The sequence below is a fragment of the Myxococcus sp. CA033 genome (assembly GCF_013336625.1).
In the GTDB taxonomy this organism is placed as follows: Bacteria; Myxococcota; Myxococcia; order Myxococcales; family Myxococcaceae; genus Myxococcus; species Myxococcus llanfairpwllgwyngyllgogerychwyrndrobwllllantysiliogogogochensis.
This window is the reverse complement of sequence record NZ_JABUMU010000010.1, coordinates 20,121-36,475: the sequence shown is the minus strand read 5'-3', so window position 1 is coordinate 36,475 and position 16,355 is coordinate 20,121. Positions and strand designations below refer to the sequence as shown.

Below are 16,355 nucleotides of genomic sequence, written 5' to 3'. Positions count from 1 at the left end.
CCCAGGTGTCAGTGCCCCGGACACAGCCGCGGCTGCATTCGCGGGCGTGGCGAGCGGAGGCGGCATGCGGGTGCAGCGACGGGCAACGAGCGCATTCGGAGTTCTCGCCCTGATGGGCATCCTGGGTGGACTTCTCCTCCTCAAGCCCGGAGCCCCTACCGCCACCTCTGCGCCTCGCGCATCCGCACCTCGAACGGGAACGGGCATCGTGCTGCCTCCTCCCGCGCCGCGTCCCGAAGGCACGCTGAGCATCCAGGGCGTCGTACACGGAGATGAAGGCCCGCTCGCCGGAGTCCGCGTCACGGCCACGCGTCCCGAGGCAGGTCATACACTCTCCGAGCTGCCCTGCTCGCAGGTGCTGCGGAGTTACACCGGCGGGAGTCATTCGAAGTTTTCAGAGTGCTTCTTCGATGAGATAGACACCACGCTGGAGTTGCTCCTCTCACGCCAGGGCGAGGCACCCGTGTACGCGGAGGCACTCACCGGGGAAGAGGGTCGCTTCACCCTCGACAGCCTGCCCGAAGGTCGCTTCACCCTCTGGGCCATCGGAGCGCGCGCCGCACGAATCCAGCAGGAAGTCGCAGCGGGCACGGAGGGACTTCAGCTCCGGCTCGAAGAAGCCTTGTTCCTGGAGGGACAGGTCATTGACGAGGACCTCGCGGCCCTGGCCCAGGTCCGGGTGATGGCCGTGCATCAAGGCTTCACCCGCTTCTTCGACGGGGAAACGGGAACGGACGGCAGCTTCCGCATCGGTCCGCTTCCTTCCGGAAGATATGCCCTCTCCTTCGCGAAAGACGGCTGGCTTCCCACGTTGGTGAGCCAGGAACTCTCGGAGCCCCTGACACTCCATCGCCCCAGGCGCATCACCGGCCAGGTGTTGAGCCAGGGCTCACCCGTCCCCGACGTGACGGTCTCCCTGCATGACGTAACCCTGCGGTGGTACAGGAGCCCGCCCTCCGCGATGCGCATCACGGACAAACAGGGGCGCTTCACCTTCGAGGCTCTCCCTCCCCGTTCCTTTCAGCTCAGTGCCAGCCAGAGCGAGCAACACGCACTGGCCGAGGTCGACTTGACGGTCCCCGGGACCTCGTCCGAGGTCACCCTGGAGCTGGGCAGTGCGGCGCTTCTCGACGGAAGCGTGCGGGACGAGGCTGGAGCTGGCATCGAAGGAGCCACCATCTCCGTCCGTGGCGTCAATCAGCACGAAGCAGCGAGCGCAAGGACCGACGCCGCGGGCCACTATCGGACGGGCCCTCTGCCCCTCAGGCCCCATGAGGTCGAGGTTCAGGCGAGTCGCTACTTCCGCATCAAGCAAGCCATCCCCGAGCCGGGTCCCAGCACGAAGCAACTCGACTTCACGCTCCGCACCGCCGTCTGGGTCGATGGCGTCGTCCTCGATGAGGCAGACCGCCCGATTCCAGACGTCAGCATCGAGCTTCACGAGGAGGAGCAAGAGCCCGTCGATGAATCACTCGCCATCGGCAGCCTCCAGACCCGGTCGGATGAAGAGGGACGGTTCCACCTGGACTTCGCCCGGCCTGGCACCTTCACCCTGAAGTCTCGGTCAAAGCGCTTCGTGGAGGACCACCTCCAGGTCCAGGCTCCCGACACGAATGTCCGTTGGGTCCTGAAACAGGGGGCGAGTGTTTCGGGGACGGTCTGGGATGAACTGGGAACGCCCTTGCCCAAGGTCAGGGTGAGCCTGTGGAGCAAGGAATCCGATGCGTTCCCGGTGAGCGAAACCACGACGGACCCACAAGGTCATTACACGCTCGGCGGACTCAAGTCGGGGCGGTACATGCTCGAAGCTCTCCACGAATCCAAAGCCCTGGAGCGCAGCGCTTCCCAGTCGGTGGAGTTGCGCGACCAGGAAGAAGCGAAAGTGGACCTGCGACTGGTGGCGGGTTGGATGCTGTCGGGAATCGTCGAGGACACCGCCGGCCAGCCCATCACGGATGCCGCGGTCGGCATCTTCGAGACCTCGAAGCAGGTGCCTGAGTGGCGACGTCGCCGGAGGAGCTGTGGCGAGCCGCCCGCCGCTAGCACGGGGGCCGATGGGCGCTTCACGCTGCGGTACCTCCAGCACCCGGAATTGGAGCTGGGCGTATGGAGTACGGGCTTCCGCTTCGCACCCCACCTCTCCACGGGTGGTCACCACGACTTCGGGGATTTTCTCGTGCGCGAGGGTGACACCCAGGTGCGTCTGGTCATGAAGAGGGAGGGGCGCGTCGTGGGGCGCGTCGTGGGCCCCGACGGAAAGCCCATCACGCACTTCACAATGCCCTGGGAGGTCAAGCACCCACGCGGCGAGTTCTCCGTGGACGTGGACGGTCCGGGCTCGCTCCGCATCAACATCAGCGCACGGGGAATGGCGCCGGTGTCTCGCGGCGTCGAGCTGCATGACGGGTCTGAAGTCGTGGACCTGGGCGAGCTGCGGATGAGTCCCGGACGACAGGTGGCTGGGCGCGTGCTGGACGCGGAAACATCCGCCCCCGTCGAGGGCGCCAGCCTTCGCGTCGCTCCAGGCCAGATGCGCGGAGAGCCACTCAAACGGCTCGGGAGGCATGTGACGACGAGTCGGGATGGCTCCTTCTCGTTTCCCAACGTGGAGGAGCAGCTCCTCACGCTGTTCGTCGAAGCCCCTGGCTACCCATTGAAGCAACTGACGCTGGCACCCGGTCCTCATGAAGGTCTCACGGTGCTCCTCGAGCGAGGTGCGAGCGTGGCATTCTCCGTCGTGGATGCGCGGGGGCAGCCCACTGACGCCACCGTCTACTTGGACCGCGATGGCGAGGCCATGGCCGCTGACCCCATCCTCGTCCCTGAGAGCGGCCAGTACGTCGTGCGAGACCTGGGGCCCGGCGACTACCAGGTGCGAGCCATCTCTCCCTTCGAGCGCCCCGCCACCTACGCGCCCCAACGCGTCCAGATTCCTGCGAGCGGGAGGGTGGCCATCACCCTGAAGGCCCAGCCCGAAGGGGCTGCCTTGAAGCTGAGGGTGAAGACCGATGACAACCTGAGCCCCATCCTCCTCGCGGGTGAAATCCCTCCGCCGAAGAGCGCCGGTGACGTCAGTGAGTTGGAAAGCCGCGGACTGCACAGCAAGCCCAGCGACGCCGGAGCCAGGATTTTTCGAGACCTGCCTCCTGGCAAGGTGACGCTCGTCCTGATGAGGCCGAACCAGGATTACATCCATTGGGAACTCATCGACATTCCCGAAGCGGGCACGGTGGTGCGCGACGTGACGCCCGTCTGGCAGGCCCTCAGGCCGTAAGCGCCCCGCATACGCGCACGTCTCGCGACAAAGCCATCACCGCGCGAACCAAATCCCAGCCTGGGTGTCAGTGCCCCGGACACAGCCGCGGCTGAATTCGCGAGCGTGGCGAGCGGAGGCGGTATGCGGGTGCAGCGACGGGTGATGGTCGCAATCGGAGTTCTCGTGCTGGCGGGCATCCTGGGTGGGCTTCTTCCCCAAAAGCCCGAAGCGCCTACAGCCACCCAGCGAGCACTCGCGCCTCGAACGGGAACGGGCTTCGTGCTCCCGCCCCCCGCGCCACGTCCCAAAGGCACGCTGAGCATCCAGGGCGTCGTGCTCGGAGATGAAGGCCCGCTCGCCGGAGTCCGCGTCACGGCCACGCATCCCGAGGCAGGTCAAACACTCTCCGAGCTGACCTGTGAGCAGGTGCTGCCTCACCGTCGCGGAGACCGTGACCGATTTCCGCTGTGTTTCCTCACGGACCCGGGCCCCACCCTGGAGCTGCTCCTCTCGCGCCAGGGAGAAGCTCCCATGTACGCGGAGACCTTTACCGCGGAGGACGGTCGCTTCATCCTCGACAACCTCCCCGAGGGAGATTTCACACTCTGGGCCATCGGCTCGCGAGAAGCGCGTCTGCAACCGGATGTCCCAGCGGGAACACAGGGGCTCCGGCTCCGGCTCGAGGAAGGCGTGTTCCTGGAGGGACAGGTCATCGACGAGGACCTCGCGCCCCTGGCCCAGGTCCAGGTGACCGTCGTGCATCAGGGTTCCACGCGTTTCTTCGACGGGGAAACGGACACGGGCGGGCGCTATCGCATCGGGCCCCTCCCCATCGGAGACGATTATGTCCTCGCCTTCGCCAAGGACGGCTGGCTTCCCTCCCTTGAAAGCCCGCGGATGGAGATGCGCGTTAAACTCCTGCGGCCCAGACGCGTCGTCGGCCGCGTGATGCTCCAGGGAGCCCCTGTCCCCAACGCGACAGTCCTTCTGCGGGACCTCACCAGCACGGGGCATGGTCCCGGGACCGAAGACACCACGGACGCCCAGGGACGCTTCGCCTTCGAGGCACTCCCCTCGCATCTGTTCCAGCTCGATGCCAGCCGGGACGAGTTCCACGCCAGGACCCAGGTCGACGTGATGACCCACGCCCCCGCGTCCGAGGTCATCCTGGAGTTGAATCGCGCGACCCTCCTGGAGGGGACCGTGTGCGACGAGTCTGGAGCCTTCATCGAGGGCGCCACCATCACCCTCCTGGAGCGTGCCAGGCTCCAGTGGCGCACGGAGGTCACCACGGATGCCACGGGCCACTACCGGCTCGGCCCGCTGCCCCCCATCCCCCACGACCTCGACGTCACCGCTCCTCGCCATTTTCGAGCCAGGGCATCCCTCCAGAAGCTGGCCCCCGGCACGCAGCGGCTCGACTTCACCCTGCGCACTCCACTCTGGGTCGACGGGGTCCTCGTCGATGAAGCAGGTCGGCCCGTGCCAGGCGCGCTCATCACGGTCGACAACCCTCGTTTCTCCAAGACCGACGACGCACGACGCCTCGCGCCCTACGAGGCCTTGTCGGATGAGCAGGGCCGTTTCCACCTGAACTTCCCCGAGTCAGGAACCTTCCTCCTGAAGCTCACGAAGGACCCTCTCTTCCGGCAGGAAGAACTCCAGGTCCGGGCCCCGGATGCGGAGGTCCACTGGGTCTTGAAACGGGGAGCCACGGTCTCCGGCACGGTCTTCGATGAGCTGGACACGCCCATGCCCGGGCTCCCCGTGCGCTTGTTGGCCGTGCCTCCCAAGGAAGACCTGGCGAGCAATCCATGGATGGACAACGCGGTGAGCAAGACCTGGACGGACTCGCAAGGCCGCTATGCGTTCGGGGGATTGAAGCGGGGTCGGTTCATGCTCGAAGCCGCCCACGAATCCGGAGCCGTGGAGCGCTTCGCCACCCAGCCCCTGGAACTGCGCGACCAACAAGAGGCCCACGTGGATTTGCGCCTCGCGGCCGGCTGGACGTTGTCCGGCCGAGTCGAGGACCTCGGGGGACAACCCCTCTCTGGTGCCGGGGTCTTCATCCATGAACCTCCTGATGCCACCCCCACGTGGCGAGCGGGCCATTACCGCTCGTCCAGGGACCCCTTCACTCGCACCCAGTCAGATGGTCGCTTCACGCTACGGAATCTGCCGAACCGGGAGGTGGAGCTGAGCGTGACGAAGGAGGCCTTTCACCTCGTGCCCGCCCTTTCCACGGGAGGCCAGCCCGGCCTGGATTCACTTCATGCCCAAGAGGGAGGACCGCCTGTCCGCCTGGTCATGTCGCGACAGGGACGCATCCAGGGCCGCGTGGTGGGTCCCAACGGCAAGCCCCTCACCCGCTTCCAACTCGGGGGGCGCACCGTGGAGCATCCCCGCGGCGAGTTCTCCCTGAACGTGGAGCACGCGGGTTCGTGGACTGTCGTGCTCCAGGCGAAAAACCTGGCGCCCGTGGTCCGACAGGTCGAGGTGCATCACGACGCGGAGGTGGTGGACCTGGGCGAAGTCCGGCTGACTCCAGGACGCAGGGTTGCCGGACACGTGCTGGACGCGGAGACCTCCGCTCCGGTGGCGCGCGCCATGCTCTTCATCAACCCGGAGGCATTGCACGGAGATCCACTGGAGCCTCACTGGACCCAGGAGCTCACGCCGCCGGATGGTTCCTTCTCCATCCCTCACGTGGACGAGCGTTCCACCACGCTGGATGTCATGGCTGAAGGGTACCCCACGAAGCGGCTGACGCTCGCCCCGGGCCCCCAGGAAGGCCTCACGGTGCTCCTCGATAAAGGCGCCCGGGTGGAGGTCTCCGTCCTGGACGCACAGGGCCAGCCCGCGCGGGCTTCCGTCTTCCTGGACCGCGAAGACAGGGGCCTGTCCCGAACGAGGGTCGAAGTCTCACCAGACGGTCCGCGCGTCGTCGTGCGAGACCTCCCGCCAGGCGACTACCAGGCGCGAGCCAGCCCCCATGAAGGAAGTTTCGAGACCTACTCGCCCCAACACGTCCAGATTCCCTCGAGCGGCGACGTTTCCGTCACCTTAAAGGCCCGCTCCGCGGGCGCCACCCTGGAGCTGCGCGTGAGCGGCCCTTCCCGCCGCGTGACGGCCCTGATCGCAGGCGAGGTCCCTCTCCTGGTCTTCACTCGCGACATCGTCGAACTGCGTGAACGCTCGCTACCTCACGAAGGCAGCAAGAAGGGAACGATGACCTTCCGGAACCTTCCGCCGGGCAAGGCGACGCTCTTCCTCGTGACGAACGACCGGAGGGGCATCTATCGCGAGGTCATCGACATTCCCGAGGCGGGCACGGTGGTGCGCGACGTGACGCCCATCTGGCAGGCCATCCGGCCGTAAGCGCCCTGCCCGCGCTCACCCGTGCGTGGACGCGAGCAAGACCTTCGTACAAGGGCTCGCATCATCTTCGAACGCGCGCACGTGCCCTGAAACGCGGTCGACGTTGAGGACTCGGCATCCACCCCTGGTGGGCATCCTCGCTCGTCATGTCCGGACTTACTTGGCAACGGCGCCGCGCAGGCCCGCCGCCAGAAGAACGGAGAACCGCTCCACCATGTCCCGCATTGCGAGCACCGAGGTCGTCATCCCCCAGTCCCTGTCCGCAGAGCAGCGACGACACCTGACGGACGCGCTCTACGCCGTGCATCAAGAAATCTTCGAGGGCGTCACGAAAGAGGGCTTCGCCAGGTACGTGGTGGAGTCCACCGCCGAGCACACCTGGATTCAGCTCCACCGCAACGAAGAGGGCGCGCTCGTCGGCTACTTCGCGTTGCACGTCTTCGAGAAGCAGCTGGGCGGCGTGACGACGGCGGTGTTCCGCGCGGAAGCCGGCTCGCTGCGCGCGTACCGGGGCGGCAACACCAACACGCGCTTCGGGCTGTTCCACATGCTGAAGTACCTGCTGCGCCACCCGGGCCGTCCCGCGTACTACCTGGGCGCGCTGGTCCACCCCTCCAGCTACGCCCTGTTCGCCAAGTACTGCACCGAGCTGTGGCCTCGCCGCGAGCAGCCCATTCCCTCCCCACTGCGCGCCTTCCTCGACGAGCTCGGCTCGGAGTTCGGGCTCGCCCGCGTGGACCCGACGAACCCGCTCTTGCGACAGGTGGGCTGGTGCACCCGCGACTCCGAGGTGGAGCGCGACTACTGGCGACAGTGCGACAAGCTCTCCGCGCGCTACTTCATCGAAGCCAACCCCGGCTACGCGCAGGGGCACGGGCTGTTGACGCTCGCTCCGGTGACTCGGGCCAACATCGTCGGTGTGCTGCGCGTCATGTGCGGGCGCGGCCTGCGCAAGCCCGTGGAGACGGCGATGAAGTGGGCGTACCGGCTGCCAGGAGGCTCCCGCCTGCTGCGCGGGAAGGTGGCGCGGCAGCTCAAGTCGTCGCCGCTGTTCGCCCACTTCGACACGCGCGCACTGAAGGCGCTCGCCGCGCGGGCCCAGATACAGGAGCTTCCCGCGGGCCACGATGTCTTCCGCCAGGGTGAAGTGAGCGACGAGCTGTACCTGCTCGCACGGGGCGCGGCGTATGTGCTCGCCCGGAACGGCACCGATGAAGACCTGGTGAATCAGCTCGGCAGCGGCACGGTGTTCGGGGAGCTCTCCACGCTCGTGGGAGGTCGGCGCTCCGCGACGGTGCGCACGGCGGCGACCTCCACCGTGGTGCGGATTCCAGGCGCCGCGCTGCGTCTGCTGTTGGAGCAGGACGCGGGCCTGTGCAGGAAGGTCTGGGGCACCCTGGCGGAGCGCCTCTTCGACGACATGCTGCGGGGGCAGCGCCGCTATGCGCACCTGGCCCGGAAGGAGCGACGCGCGTGGCTGCTGCGCGGAGAGGAGCATGTCCTCGCGCCAGGACAGGAGCTGCTGATGGCGCCGGGCTCCCATCTGTTCATGGTGGCGGGCGCGGTGGAGTTGACCCACGCGCCACCCCGGCTGACGGCGCGAGGCGTCCTGTTCCTGGAAGTGGAGCGGCCGCTGCCCCTGGTGGCGCTCGAAGCCACGCGGCTCGTCGTGCTGCCACGACTGGCGTCATCGGAGTATCAGCTCGCTTCTGATTTTCCGACGCACCTGCCGCTCCCCGCCGCGCCAGTGGCCATCCACGTGCGGGCGTGACACCTCTCCCAACTCCCTTGCCCTCCGCTCGCGGGCCTGTGGCACACTGCGGGCGCCATTCGACTCCTGTTCTCCATCCTCTTCTGGACGTTCCTCGCGCTCTCCAGCCTGGTGCTCTTCCTGGGTGCCATCGTGGTGTGGGCTGTCACCACGCCGTTCGACCGCAACGGCCGGGTGCTGCACCTGTACTCGTGCTTCTGGGCGCAGCTGTATTTCTACGTCAACCCGCTGTGGCACCTGCGGGTGGACGGCCGCGAGCACCTGCCGTGGCACGGGCCCGCCGTGCTCGTGTCCAACCACGAGTCGCTCGGCGACATCCTCGTCCTCTTCGGCCTGTACCGCCCCTTCAAGTGGGTCTCCAAGCAGGCCAACTTCCGGCTGCCGCTCATCGGCTGGAACATGAGCCTCAACCGCTACGTGCCCCTGGTGCGCGGCGACAAGCCGAGCATCATCAAGATGATGCGGCTGAGTGAGCGCTGGCTGGAGCGCGGCGTCCCCATCCTCATGTTCCCGGAGGGCACGCGCTCCGCGGACGGCCAGCTCAAGCCCTTCAAGGATGGCGCCTTCGCGCTCGCCCTGAAGATGCGCTGCCCCATCATCCCCATCGTCCTCACCGGCACGGCGCGCGTCCTGCCCAAGCATGGACTGGTGATGCAGACCTCCGCCCACTGCCACGTCCAGGTCATGCCCCCGGTGGACGTCAGCGGCTTCGACGACGTCGCCGTCCTGCGCGACCACGTCCGGGACCTCATCGTCGCGGAGAAGGCCCGCCTGGAGTCGCTCCCCGCTCGCGCCTGAGCCCCCGGCGACTTCGCCCCGAGCGCCCTGCTAGCGTGGGCCCCCGACGGGAGGGGACCATGCGAAGGCCAGCCGTGGTGGCGCTCATGCTCGGGGTGATTGGCCTGAGTTCGGTCATCGCCGTCGTCACCTTCCGCGCCCCCGACGATGGCGACGCCACGCCCACCGTCTCCAAGCCCTCCTCCCGGGAGCTGCCCGGCCCCAGCGAACCCACGCCTCCGCCGCGCGGCTCGCTGTCCCTCCGAGGCCGCGTGCTCACCGAGGACGGAGCGCCCGCCCAGGGGGTGGAGGTCTCCGCGTCGCGGGCCCTGCCCGGCGAGTCCCTGTCCGGCCTCCCCTGCGGCAAGGATGTCGAGACGCCCCTGTCCTCCTCCGCCTGCGAGGACCCGAGGGCCCTGCATGACTTGCGAGGACTCATCGACGAAGGCCGGGGCACGGCCCCCCTGCTGACGCGCGCCACCACGGCCCAGGACGGCACCTTCGTGCTGGAGGGACTGCCCGAGGGCAGCGTCGCGCTGTGGGCCGTGGGGCCCCAGGGCTCCGCGCTGGAGCTGGACGTGGAGACCCACGCGCAGGACGTGGAGCTGGTCCTCCAGCCGAGCGCCGTGTTCTCCAGCCGCGTCGTGGACGAGGCCGTGAGGCCCGTGGTGGATGCCAGCGTGACGCTCTTCCACGCCGAGCACTCGCGCTACTTCGAGACCCGCACCGACGCGGAGGGCCGCTTCCGCATCGGACCGCTGCCCGAGGGCGACTACGCGCTGGTCGTCTCCAGTCCGGGGTTCTTGACCGCGCACCAGACGAACCTCGTTCCGGAGGAGCTTTCGGCCGAGGACCTGGTGCTGCACCGGCCCCGGCGCATCCTGGGTCAGGTGCTCCTGGACGAACGTCCCGTCCCGGGGGTCCAGGTCCGCGCCCACGATTCCGACTACGAGCCCGAGAGCGACTCCGAGGACCCCCTCACTTCCATCACCGACGCGGACGGGCGCTTCATCCTGGAGGACATGGCGCCGGGCAGCTACGTGCTACGGGCGCGGCGGGGCGACCAGCAGGGAGAGACGGAGACCACGCTCGCGGAGGAGCAAGCCGACGTGGAGGTGACGCTGCATCTGGGCACCGTCGTCAAGGTGGTGGGCCAGGTGCGCGACGAGGCGGGACAGCCCATCCCGGACGCGCTGGTGACGCTGAACACCCACGGCGACGTGTCCACGAGCACCGATGTCACGACGGAGGCGGATGGGCGCTTCGTGTTCAACTCGGCGACGCTGGGCCACAACGACTTCACGGTGTCCGCCGTGGGTCACCAGTTCCTCTCGGTGAGCGACGTGGTGGTGACGGCGACGCTGGCGCCCCTGGACTTCACCCTGAAGCGCGCGTTCGTCATGGAGGGGCTCGTCACCGACACGGAGGGCAACCCGCTGACGGAGGCGGAGGTCATCGCCATGCCGTCGCGCCACGACTCGAAGCTCCGGCGCGACGGCACGCCCGCCTCCTTCGAGGCAGGGGACGTGGACGACCCCTTCAACAACGCGGAGAGCGTCTACACGTCGACTGACGAGAATGGGCGCTTCGTGCACAACCTGGCCGAGCCGGGACTCCACCGCCTCAAGGCGCAGGCCCTGGGCTTCCTGGACACGGAGTGGCAGCAGGCCCAGGTGCCCTCCCAGGACGTGCGCCTGGTCATGAAACGCGGCGCGAGCGTGGAGGGCACCGTGGAGACCACCGACGGCGCTCCGCTGCCCGCCATCCAGGTCTCCCTGGTGGAAGACGGCAAGGACTCCGCCCCCACCACCGAGGCCGTGACCGACGCGCGGGGCGCCTTCAACCTGCGGGGAATGGCTCCGGGCCGGTACTCCCTCCGGGCCATCCGCAACCGGGGCGGCCCGCCCCGCGCCTCGCTCTCCGTCGTGCTCGTGGGCGCGGAGACGAAGACGGTGACGCTGCGACTGGAGCCGGGGCTGTCGCTGTCGGGGCTCGTCGTGGACGAAGCCGGCAAGCCGATGCCCGGCGCGGAGATTCACGCCTACGTCCCCAGCGAGGATGGCGCTCGCCCGCGATTCTTCCACCACGGCCGCTCTCCCTTCCATGACGCCTCCAGCGCCATCACGGATGAGCAGGGCCGCTTCACGCTCGAACACCTGTCGCCGACCCCGTGCAGGCTCAGCGTCAGGAAGGAGGGCTATCAGTTGATAGCGGAGCCGCTTCAGGGAGACGAGTCGGCCCGCTCGCGAACTCCCCAGGTCATCGCGGCGGCCGGGTCGACGAACGTGAAGCTGGTGCTGCGCTATCAGGGGGGCATCCGGGGCCGGCTGGTGCGCGAGGACCGCACGCCCATCACCCGCTTCGAGGTCAACGAGGAGTTCTTTCGCGAGCCGGACGGCACCTTCCACATCCCCGTGGAGGAGCCGGGCCGCACGTGGTTGACGCTGGAGGCGCCGGGCCTCGCGCGCGTGCTGCGGGAGGTCCACGTGGAGCCGGGCCAGGACACGGACCTGGGTGACGTGGTCCTCAAGGCGGGGCGTCGGCTGCGCGGCCGGGTGCTGGACGCGGCGACGTCCGCACCAGTGGTCGGCGTGGAAGTGCAGGCGTACCTCCCCCTCACCCCGTCCGCGGGGGAGGAGGCCCCAGAGGAGCAATCCCTGGCGCACGCGCGCACCGCCGCCGATGGCGCCTTCGAGCTGCCTCCCATGGAGTCGGGCGCATCCTTCCGCCTGGAGGCCTCCCATCCGGACTACCTGCCACTGAGCCGGCAGGTGGGCCCGGGAGAGACGACGCTGGAGCTGCGCGTGTCCACGGGCGCCCGGCTGGATGGCACGGTGAAGGACCGCGAGGGCCGGCCCGTGAGCACCTTCCTCTACCTGCATCCCCTGTCTCCGGCTGGCGCGGAGGCCGTCATGTTGGAGGAGGACGGCGGCGACTTCCACGCGACGGGACTGGCGCCCGGGGAATACACCCTCATCGCCCGGGAGACGACGACGCAGCAGGGAGACACCGTCCGCTTCATGCCCCTGCGCGTGAAGCTGGGGCCGGGCGAGCGCAAGGTGCTCCACCTCCAGGAGCTGGACGGCGGCGCCACGCTGAAGCTGCGACCTTCGCCCCTCGCCACCAACCCGACGCATGCCGTGACGGTCCTCCGCTACCACCTGTTCGCCGGCACCGTGCCGGCCCCAAGCAGTTGGGAAGAACTGGAGCACCTCGCGGAGACGCTGGGGATTCCCACCGCGTCGGACACCACCTCCACGTTCGAGCACCTGCCCGCGGGCCGCTACACCTACGTCCTGATGGGCAGAAACCACCTGGCCCCGCACTGGGTGATACACCGCGCGGAGGTGGACCTCCCCGCGCAGGGGGTCGTCACTCCGGACATCCAGCCCACCTGGCTTCCCCTGTCGAGCAGCGACCCCTGAGGTCCGAAGCGCCCCGTTTGCATCCCGCGAGGGCGCCACTTAAGGCTCCGCGACATGGGCAACAAGCCTTGGGCGGGAAACGACGCGGAGCTGGAGCTGGACTGGGGCGCACGCGCGCCGCGTCCCACGGCCGACGAGCAGGGTGTTCCCCAGGAAGACCCGCCCCAGGAGATGCTCGCCGGAAAGGGCCCTCCGGGAGACCCGCGCTACATGAGCGTGGAGCTGCGCCTGTCGTTGGAGGCCGTGCTGACGGCGGCCCAGGTGCGCATGCGCCAGTTCCGGGAGGCGCTCGAAATCCTCATCGGCTGGGAGGGGAAGAACCGCTACGAGGTCTGCGACGCGGAGGGCCGCGACACCGTGTACGTGGGCGAGACGGGCGATGGCTGGGCGTCACAGCTCCTGCGCAACTTCTGGCCCTTCTACCGCGCGCGGCTGGAGTGCATGACGGTGGGCGGCACGCTGGCCCTGGCGGTGGAGCTGCCCTGGCACATCTTCTTCGCGCGAGCGGAGGTGATGGCGTGGGACGACCGGCCCATGGGCACCATCGTCCAGCGCTTCCGCTTCTTCAGCCGCCGGTTCGACCTCCTCTCGCCCGCGGGCGTGGTGATGGCCACCGTGGAGGGGCCCTTCTTCAAACCCTGGACGTTCCGCATCCTCCAGCGGGGTGAAGAGGTCGCCGTCATCCGCAAGAGATGGAGCGGACTTTTGCAGGAGACCTTCAGCGACGCGGACAACTTCAGCCTGGACTTCCAGCCCGCGTGCAACGACGGCAGGCTGCGTCAAATGGTGCTGGCCGCCGCGCTGCTCGTGGACCTGACGTACTTCGACAACCGGAAGAACAGCTCCGGCGGGGGCGTGGACCTGGGCTCGTAGCCGGGCGCCAGGCTCGGTGGCCTCGCGGAACAGCCGAAACCGAGAACTCCCGGACCCCATCGCTCCCCCGCTGTCCAGGCAGTCGGCTTGTGGTAAGTCCCCAGGCCCATGTCGACGAGCGATGCGCTGAACGCAGCAGACCTCGAGCGGTTGGCCCAGGCGGAGTCGCCGGACCTGGCCGATGCCGTGCTCGCCCTCCTCGAGCAGTCGGAGCCGGAGCCCGAGGAAGGCAAGGCCCCGCCCAAGGACGCCTTCACCTTCGAGAAGCTGCTGCGCTCGCTCTCCCAGGCACAGGCCCGGTACAGCTCCGAGAGCCGCCGCGAGGCCTCCTCCGAGGCGTGGCAGCGCTTCAAGGCGCAGAAGGACGTGCCCCAGCCCGCGCGGCTCGCGCTGGCGGACCTGCTCGTCTCGCTCTACGCGAAGAACACCGACGCCTCCCGCGCCATCATCCTGGAGCTGGCGCGCAAGGCGGACTTGAAGTTCGGCCTGTGGGGCGGCCTCAAGCGCATCTACAAGCTGGCCGAGGCCAACCACGACGCGGAGCTGTTCGGCGTGCTCGCCTGGCGCTTCGACGTGGAGCGCCGCCAGTCGTACCGGCACGAGGTCTCCGGCGGCACGCTCCAGTACCTGCGCCGCCGCGCGTGGCGCTACCTGCGCCACCTGGGCGCCGCCGTCCCGGAGCTGTACCCGCAGTTCGCCGTGGAGGTGCTGCGTCACTACGACGAGGACACGTCCTGGCACTCCGTCTGGGTGGCCCACCACATCTGGGCCACTGAAAGCGGCAACTACACCGCCAGCGCCTTCCCCATCCAGCCGCCGAACGACACGCTGAAGCACCGCGCGTTCCCCGACGCGTGGAAGCGCTCGCCGGACGCGCTGATGCGGCTGTTGGACACGTGTCTGTCGGACCCGGCCGCCCGCTTCGCCATCCAGGGCCTGCGCAAGGACTTCCCGGAGGCGCTGCGCAAGGTGACGCCCGCCTGGTTGGACAGGCTCGCCCGCCGGCCGCTGGGCAGCGCGCACGACTTCCTCGTGGAAACGCTGCAGGGCTCGCCGGAGTTCCACCAGGGCAAGCTGCGCGCGCTCGGCCTGCACGAAGCGGTGCTCGCGTTGCTCTTGTCTCCCAGTGGCAAGGCGCGCACGTACGCGATTGAGTATGCGCGGGCGCACGCGCAGGACCTGGCGGCGGACCGGCTGGCGGAGCTGGTGGCCCAGGGCGAAAGCGACGTGAAGTCGTTCGCCGCGGCGGTGCTGGAGAAGCGCAACCCGCGCGAGCTGGGGCTGGAGCTGCTGGGGCGGCTGTTGTCGTACAAGTCCACGGCGGCCTTCGCGGCCAAATCGTTGGAGCAGTCGTTCGACCGGGCGGAGCTGACGTCGGGCTTCCTGCGGGACATGTACCTGGGCACCTCCGAGCAGCTCAACTGGGCCAAGGGCTTCGTCTCCTCCAAGTACGCCGCTGGCGAGATGCCGGTGGCCTTCTGGAAGGAGCTGCTCGAGGACCCGCGCCTGAAGAAGAAGCGCTACCCGGTGGAGGGGTTGGTGGTGAAGGCGCTGTCGGCCTACACGCCCGCGGTCATCGGTCCGGAGTGGATGCTGGACAAGGCGGCGAACCCGAACTTCGGCGACCAGATGGCGACGTGGCTGAAGCGCGCGGACAGCCTGCCCGGGCTGGACGTGGAGAAGGTGAAGGGGCTGGTCTTCAGCGCGAAGCACCGGGAAGTGGCGCTGGCCATCCTGGGCAACCGCAAGCTGTTCACCGCGCGGCAGCTCACGGTGCCCTGGCTGCTGGCGCTCGCGCGCCGGGCGGACCCGACGCTGCACGACTTCGCCCACCGCTACCTGCTGGAGTACGTGGTGCCGGCGGACTTCAGCGACACGGGTGACGCGGCGGCGGGCCTGGAGCGCCTGTTCGAGCTGGCGCTGGGGGCCAAGCAGCCGGTGCCCGTGCGCACGTTCGCCCAGACGTACCTGCGCTGCCACCACCCCGTCATCGGCCCGGAGCAGCCGGAGTCGAAGTCGTACGAGCTCAAGCCGAAGGCGCCTCGCAAGGCGTACACGCCTGAGAAGCTGTGGCCCGCGCTGTTCGACGCGCGCGACGACGTGCGCCGCTTCGCCCTGGCCATCACCCGCGCGGAGCTGCGCGCCTGGGGCTGGCACACGCGGGTGTACGAACTGGCCGAGGCCGAGGCGAAGGAGATTCGCAACCTGGCCTATGACGCGCTGTTGCGCGCGGGCGAGGACGGCGCGGACGCTCGCTACGTGCTGCACCCGGAGGAACTGGACGCCGTGAAGGTCTTCTCCCTCACGGAGAGCACCAAGCGCAGCACGCGCGAGGTCGCCGTGGAGCTCATCCGCCGGCACTACGCGCGGCTGGGCGGCGCGGAGCGGCTCGCGTGGCTGATGCAGAGCGCGGACCGTGAAGTGGGCCTGTTCGCAGTGCGTCTGCTCTGGGAGAAGCACCGTCCCACGCACCTGCCGGAGGGCTGGAAGCCGGCGGGCGCGAAGGAGGCTCCGTCGGCGGGTGGCGGCGAGCGCTTCGCGGACGTCGCGGCGCTGCGGGACTTCCTGCGCAAGATGCTCTTCGGTCTGCCTCCGGGCCGGGCGAAGGAAGCGCGCGAGGGCGAGGTGCAGAAGCGCCTGTCGGCCAGCGTCGCCAAGCGCCGCGTGATTGAGCTGGTGAGGGACCTGGGCCTGGATGACGAGAACTTCGCCCGCGTCGTGTCGCCCGTGCTGGGGGAGTTCACCGGCTCGATGGCGAAGGGTGAATGGCAGAGCTGTCTCGCATCCCTGGTCCAGCTGCGCACGGCGCATCCGAGCGCGCAGCTCGGGGGCCTCTGAGCCTCGCGTCACTCGCCTCCAACGAGTTTCGAAAGAA

The 16,355-nt window shown here is 68.7% G+C and carries 7 protein-coding genes; all 7 read left to right on the top strand.

Features of this window, described 5'->3' with window-relative positions; translation table 11 throughout:
- Window positions 1-208 precede the first annotated feature (208 nt).
- Window positions 209-3,274 (top strand): carboxypeptidase-like regulatory domain-containing protein, encoded by a 3,066-nt coding sequence (locus HUA78_RS23425; protein ID WP_174477193.1) that lies wholly within the window; start codon window positions 209-211, stop codon window positions 3,272-3,274.
- Window positions 3,275-3,535: 261 nt separating this feature from the next.
- Window positions 3,536-6,634, top strand: coding sequence for a carboxypeptidase-like regulatory domain-containing protein (locus HUA78_RS23420; protein ID WP_174477192.1), 3,099 nt, complete (start codon window positions 3,536-3,538; stop codon window positions 6,632-6,634).
- 214 nt (window positions 6,635-6,848) lie between these two features.
- Window positions 6,849-8,405, top strand: coding sequence for a cyclic nucleotide-binding domain-containing protein (locus HUA78_RS23415; RefSeq protein ID WP_174477191.1), 1,557 nt, complete (start codon window positions 6,849-6,851; stop codon window positions 8,403-8,405).
- A 111-nt stretch (window positions 8,406-8,516) separates the two neighbouring features.
- Window positions 8,517-9,203, top strand: coding sequence for a 1-acyl-sn-glycerol-3-phosphate acyltransferase (locus tag HUA78_RS23410; protein WP_141644511.1), 687 nt, complete (start codon window positions 8,517-8,519; stop codon window positions 9,201-9,203).
- 59 nt (window positions 9,204-9,262) lie between these two features.
- Window positions 9,263-12,607 carry a carboxypeptidase-like regulatory domain-containing protein gene (locus HUA78_RS23405; RefSeq protein WP_174477190.1) on the top strand — a complete coding sequence of 1,115 codons (3,345 nt, stop codon included), beginning with the start codon at window positions 9,263-9,265 and terminating at the stop codon, window positions 12,605-12,607.
- Window positions 12,608-12,661: 54 nt separating this feature from the next.
- On the top strand, window positions 12,662-13,480 hold the full coding sequence (locus HUA78_RS23400; RefSeq protein WP_174477189.1) for a phospholipid scramblase-related protein: 819 nt from the start codon (window positions 12,662-12,664) through the stop codon (window positions 13,478-13,480).
- Window positions 13,481-13,588: 108 nt separating this feature from the next.
- Window positions 13,589-16,318, top strand: coding sequence for a hypothetical protein (locus HUA78_RS23395; RefSeq protein ID WP_174460269.1), 2,730 nt, complete (start codon window positions 13,589-13,591; stop codon window positions 16,316-16,318).
- Window positions 16,319-16,355 lie beyond the last annotated feature (37 nt).

Coding starts and splice junctions, on each gene's coding strand:
- HUA78_RS23405 (WP_174477190.1), top strand. CDS start 9,263: ATGCGAAGGCCAGCCGTGGTGGCGCTCATGCTCGGGGTGATTGGCCTG.
- HUA78_RS23400 (WP_174477189.1), top strand. CDS start 12,662: ATGGGCAACAAGCCTTGGGCGGGAAACGACGCGGAGCTGGAGCTGGAC.
- HUA78_RS23415 (WP_174477191.1), top strand. CDS start 6,849: ATGTCCCGCATTGCGAGCACCGAGGTCGTCATCCCCCAGTCCCTGTCC.
- HUA78_RS23395 (WP_174460269.1), top strand. CDS start 13,589: ATGTCGACGAGCGATGCGCTGAACGCAGCAGACCTCGAGCGGTTGGCC.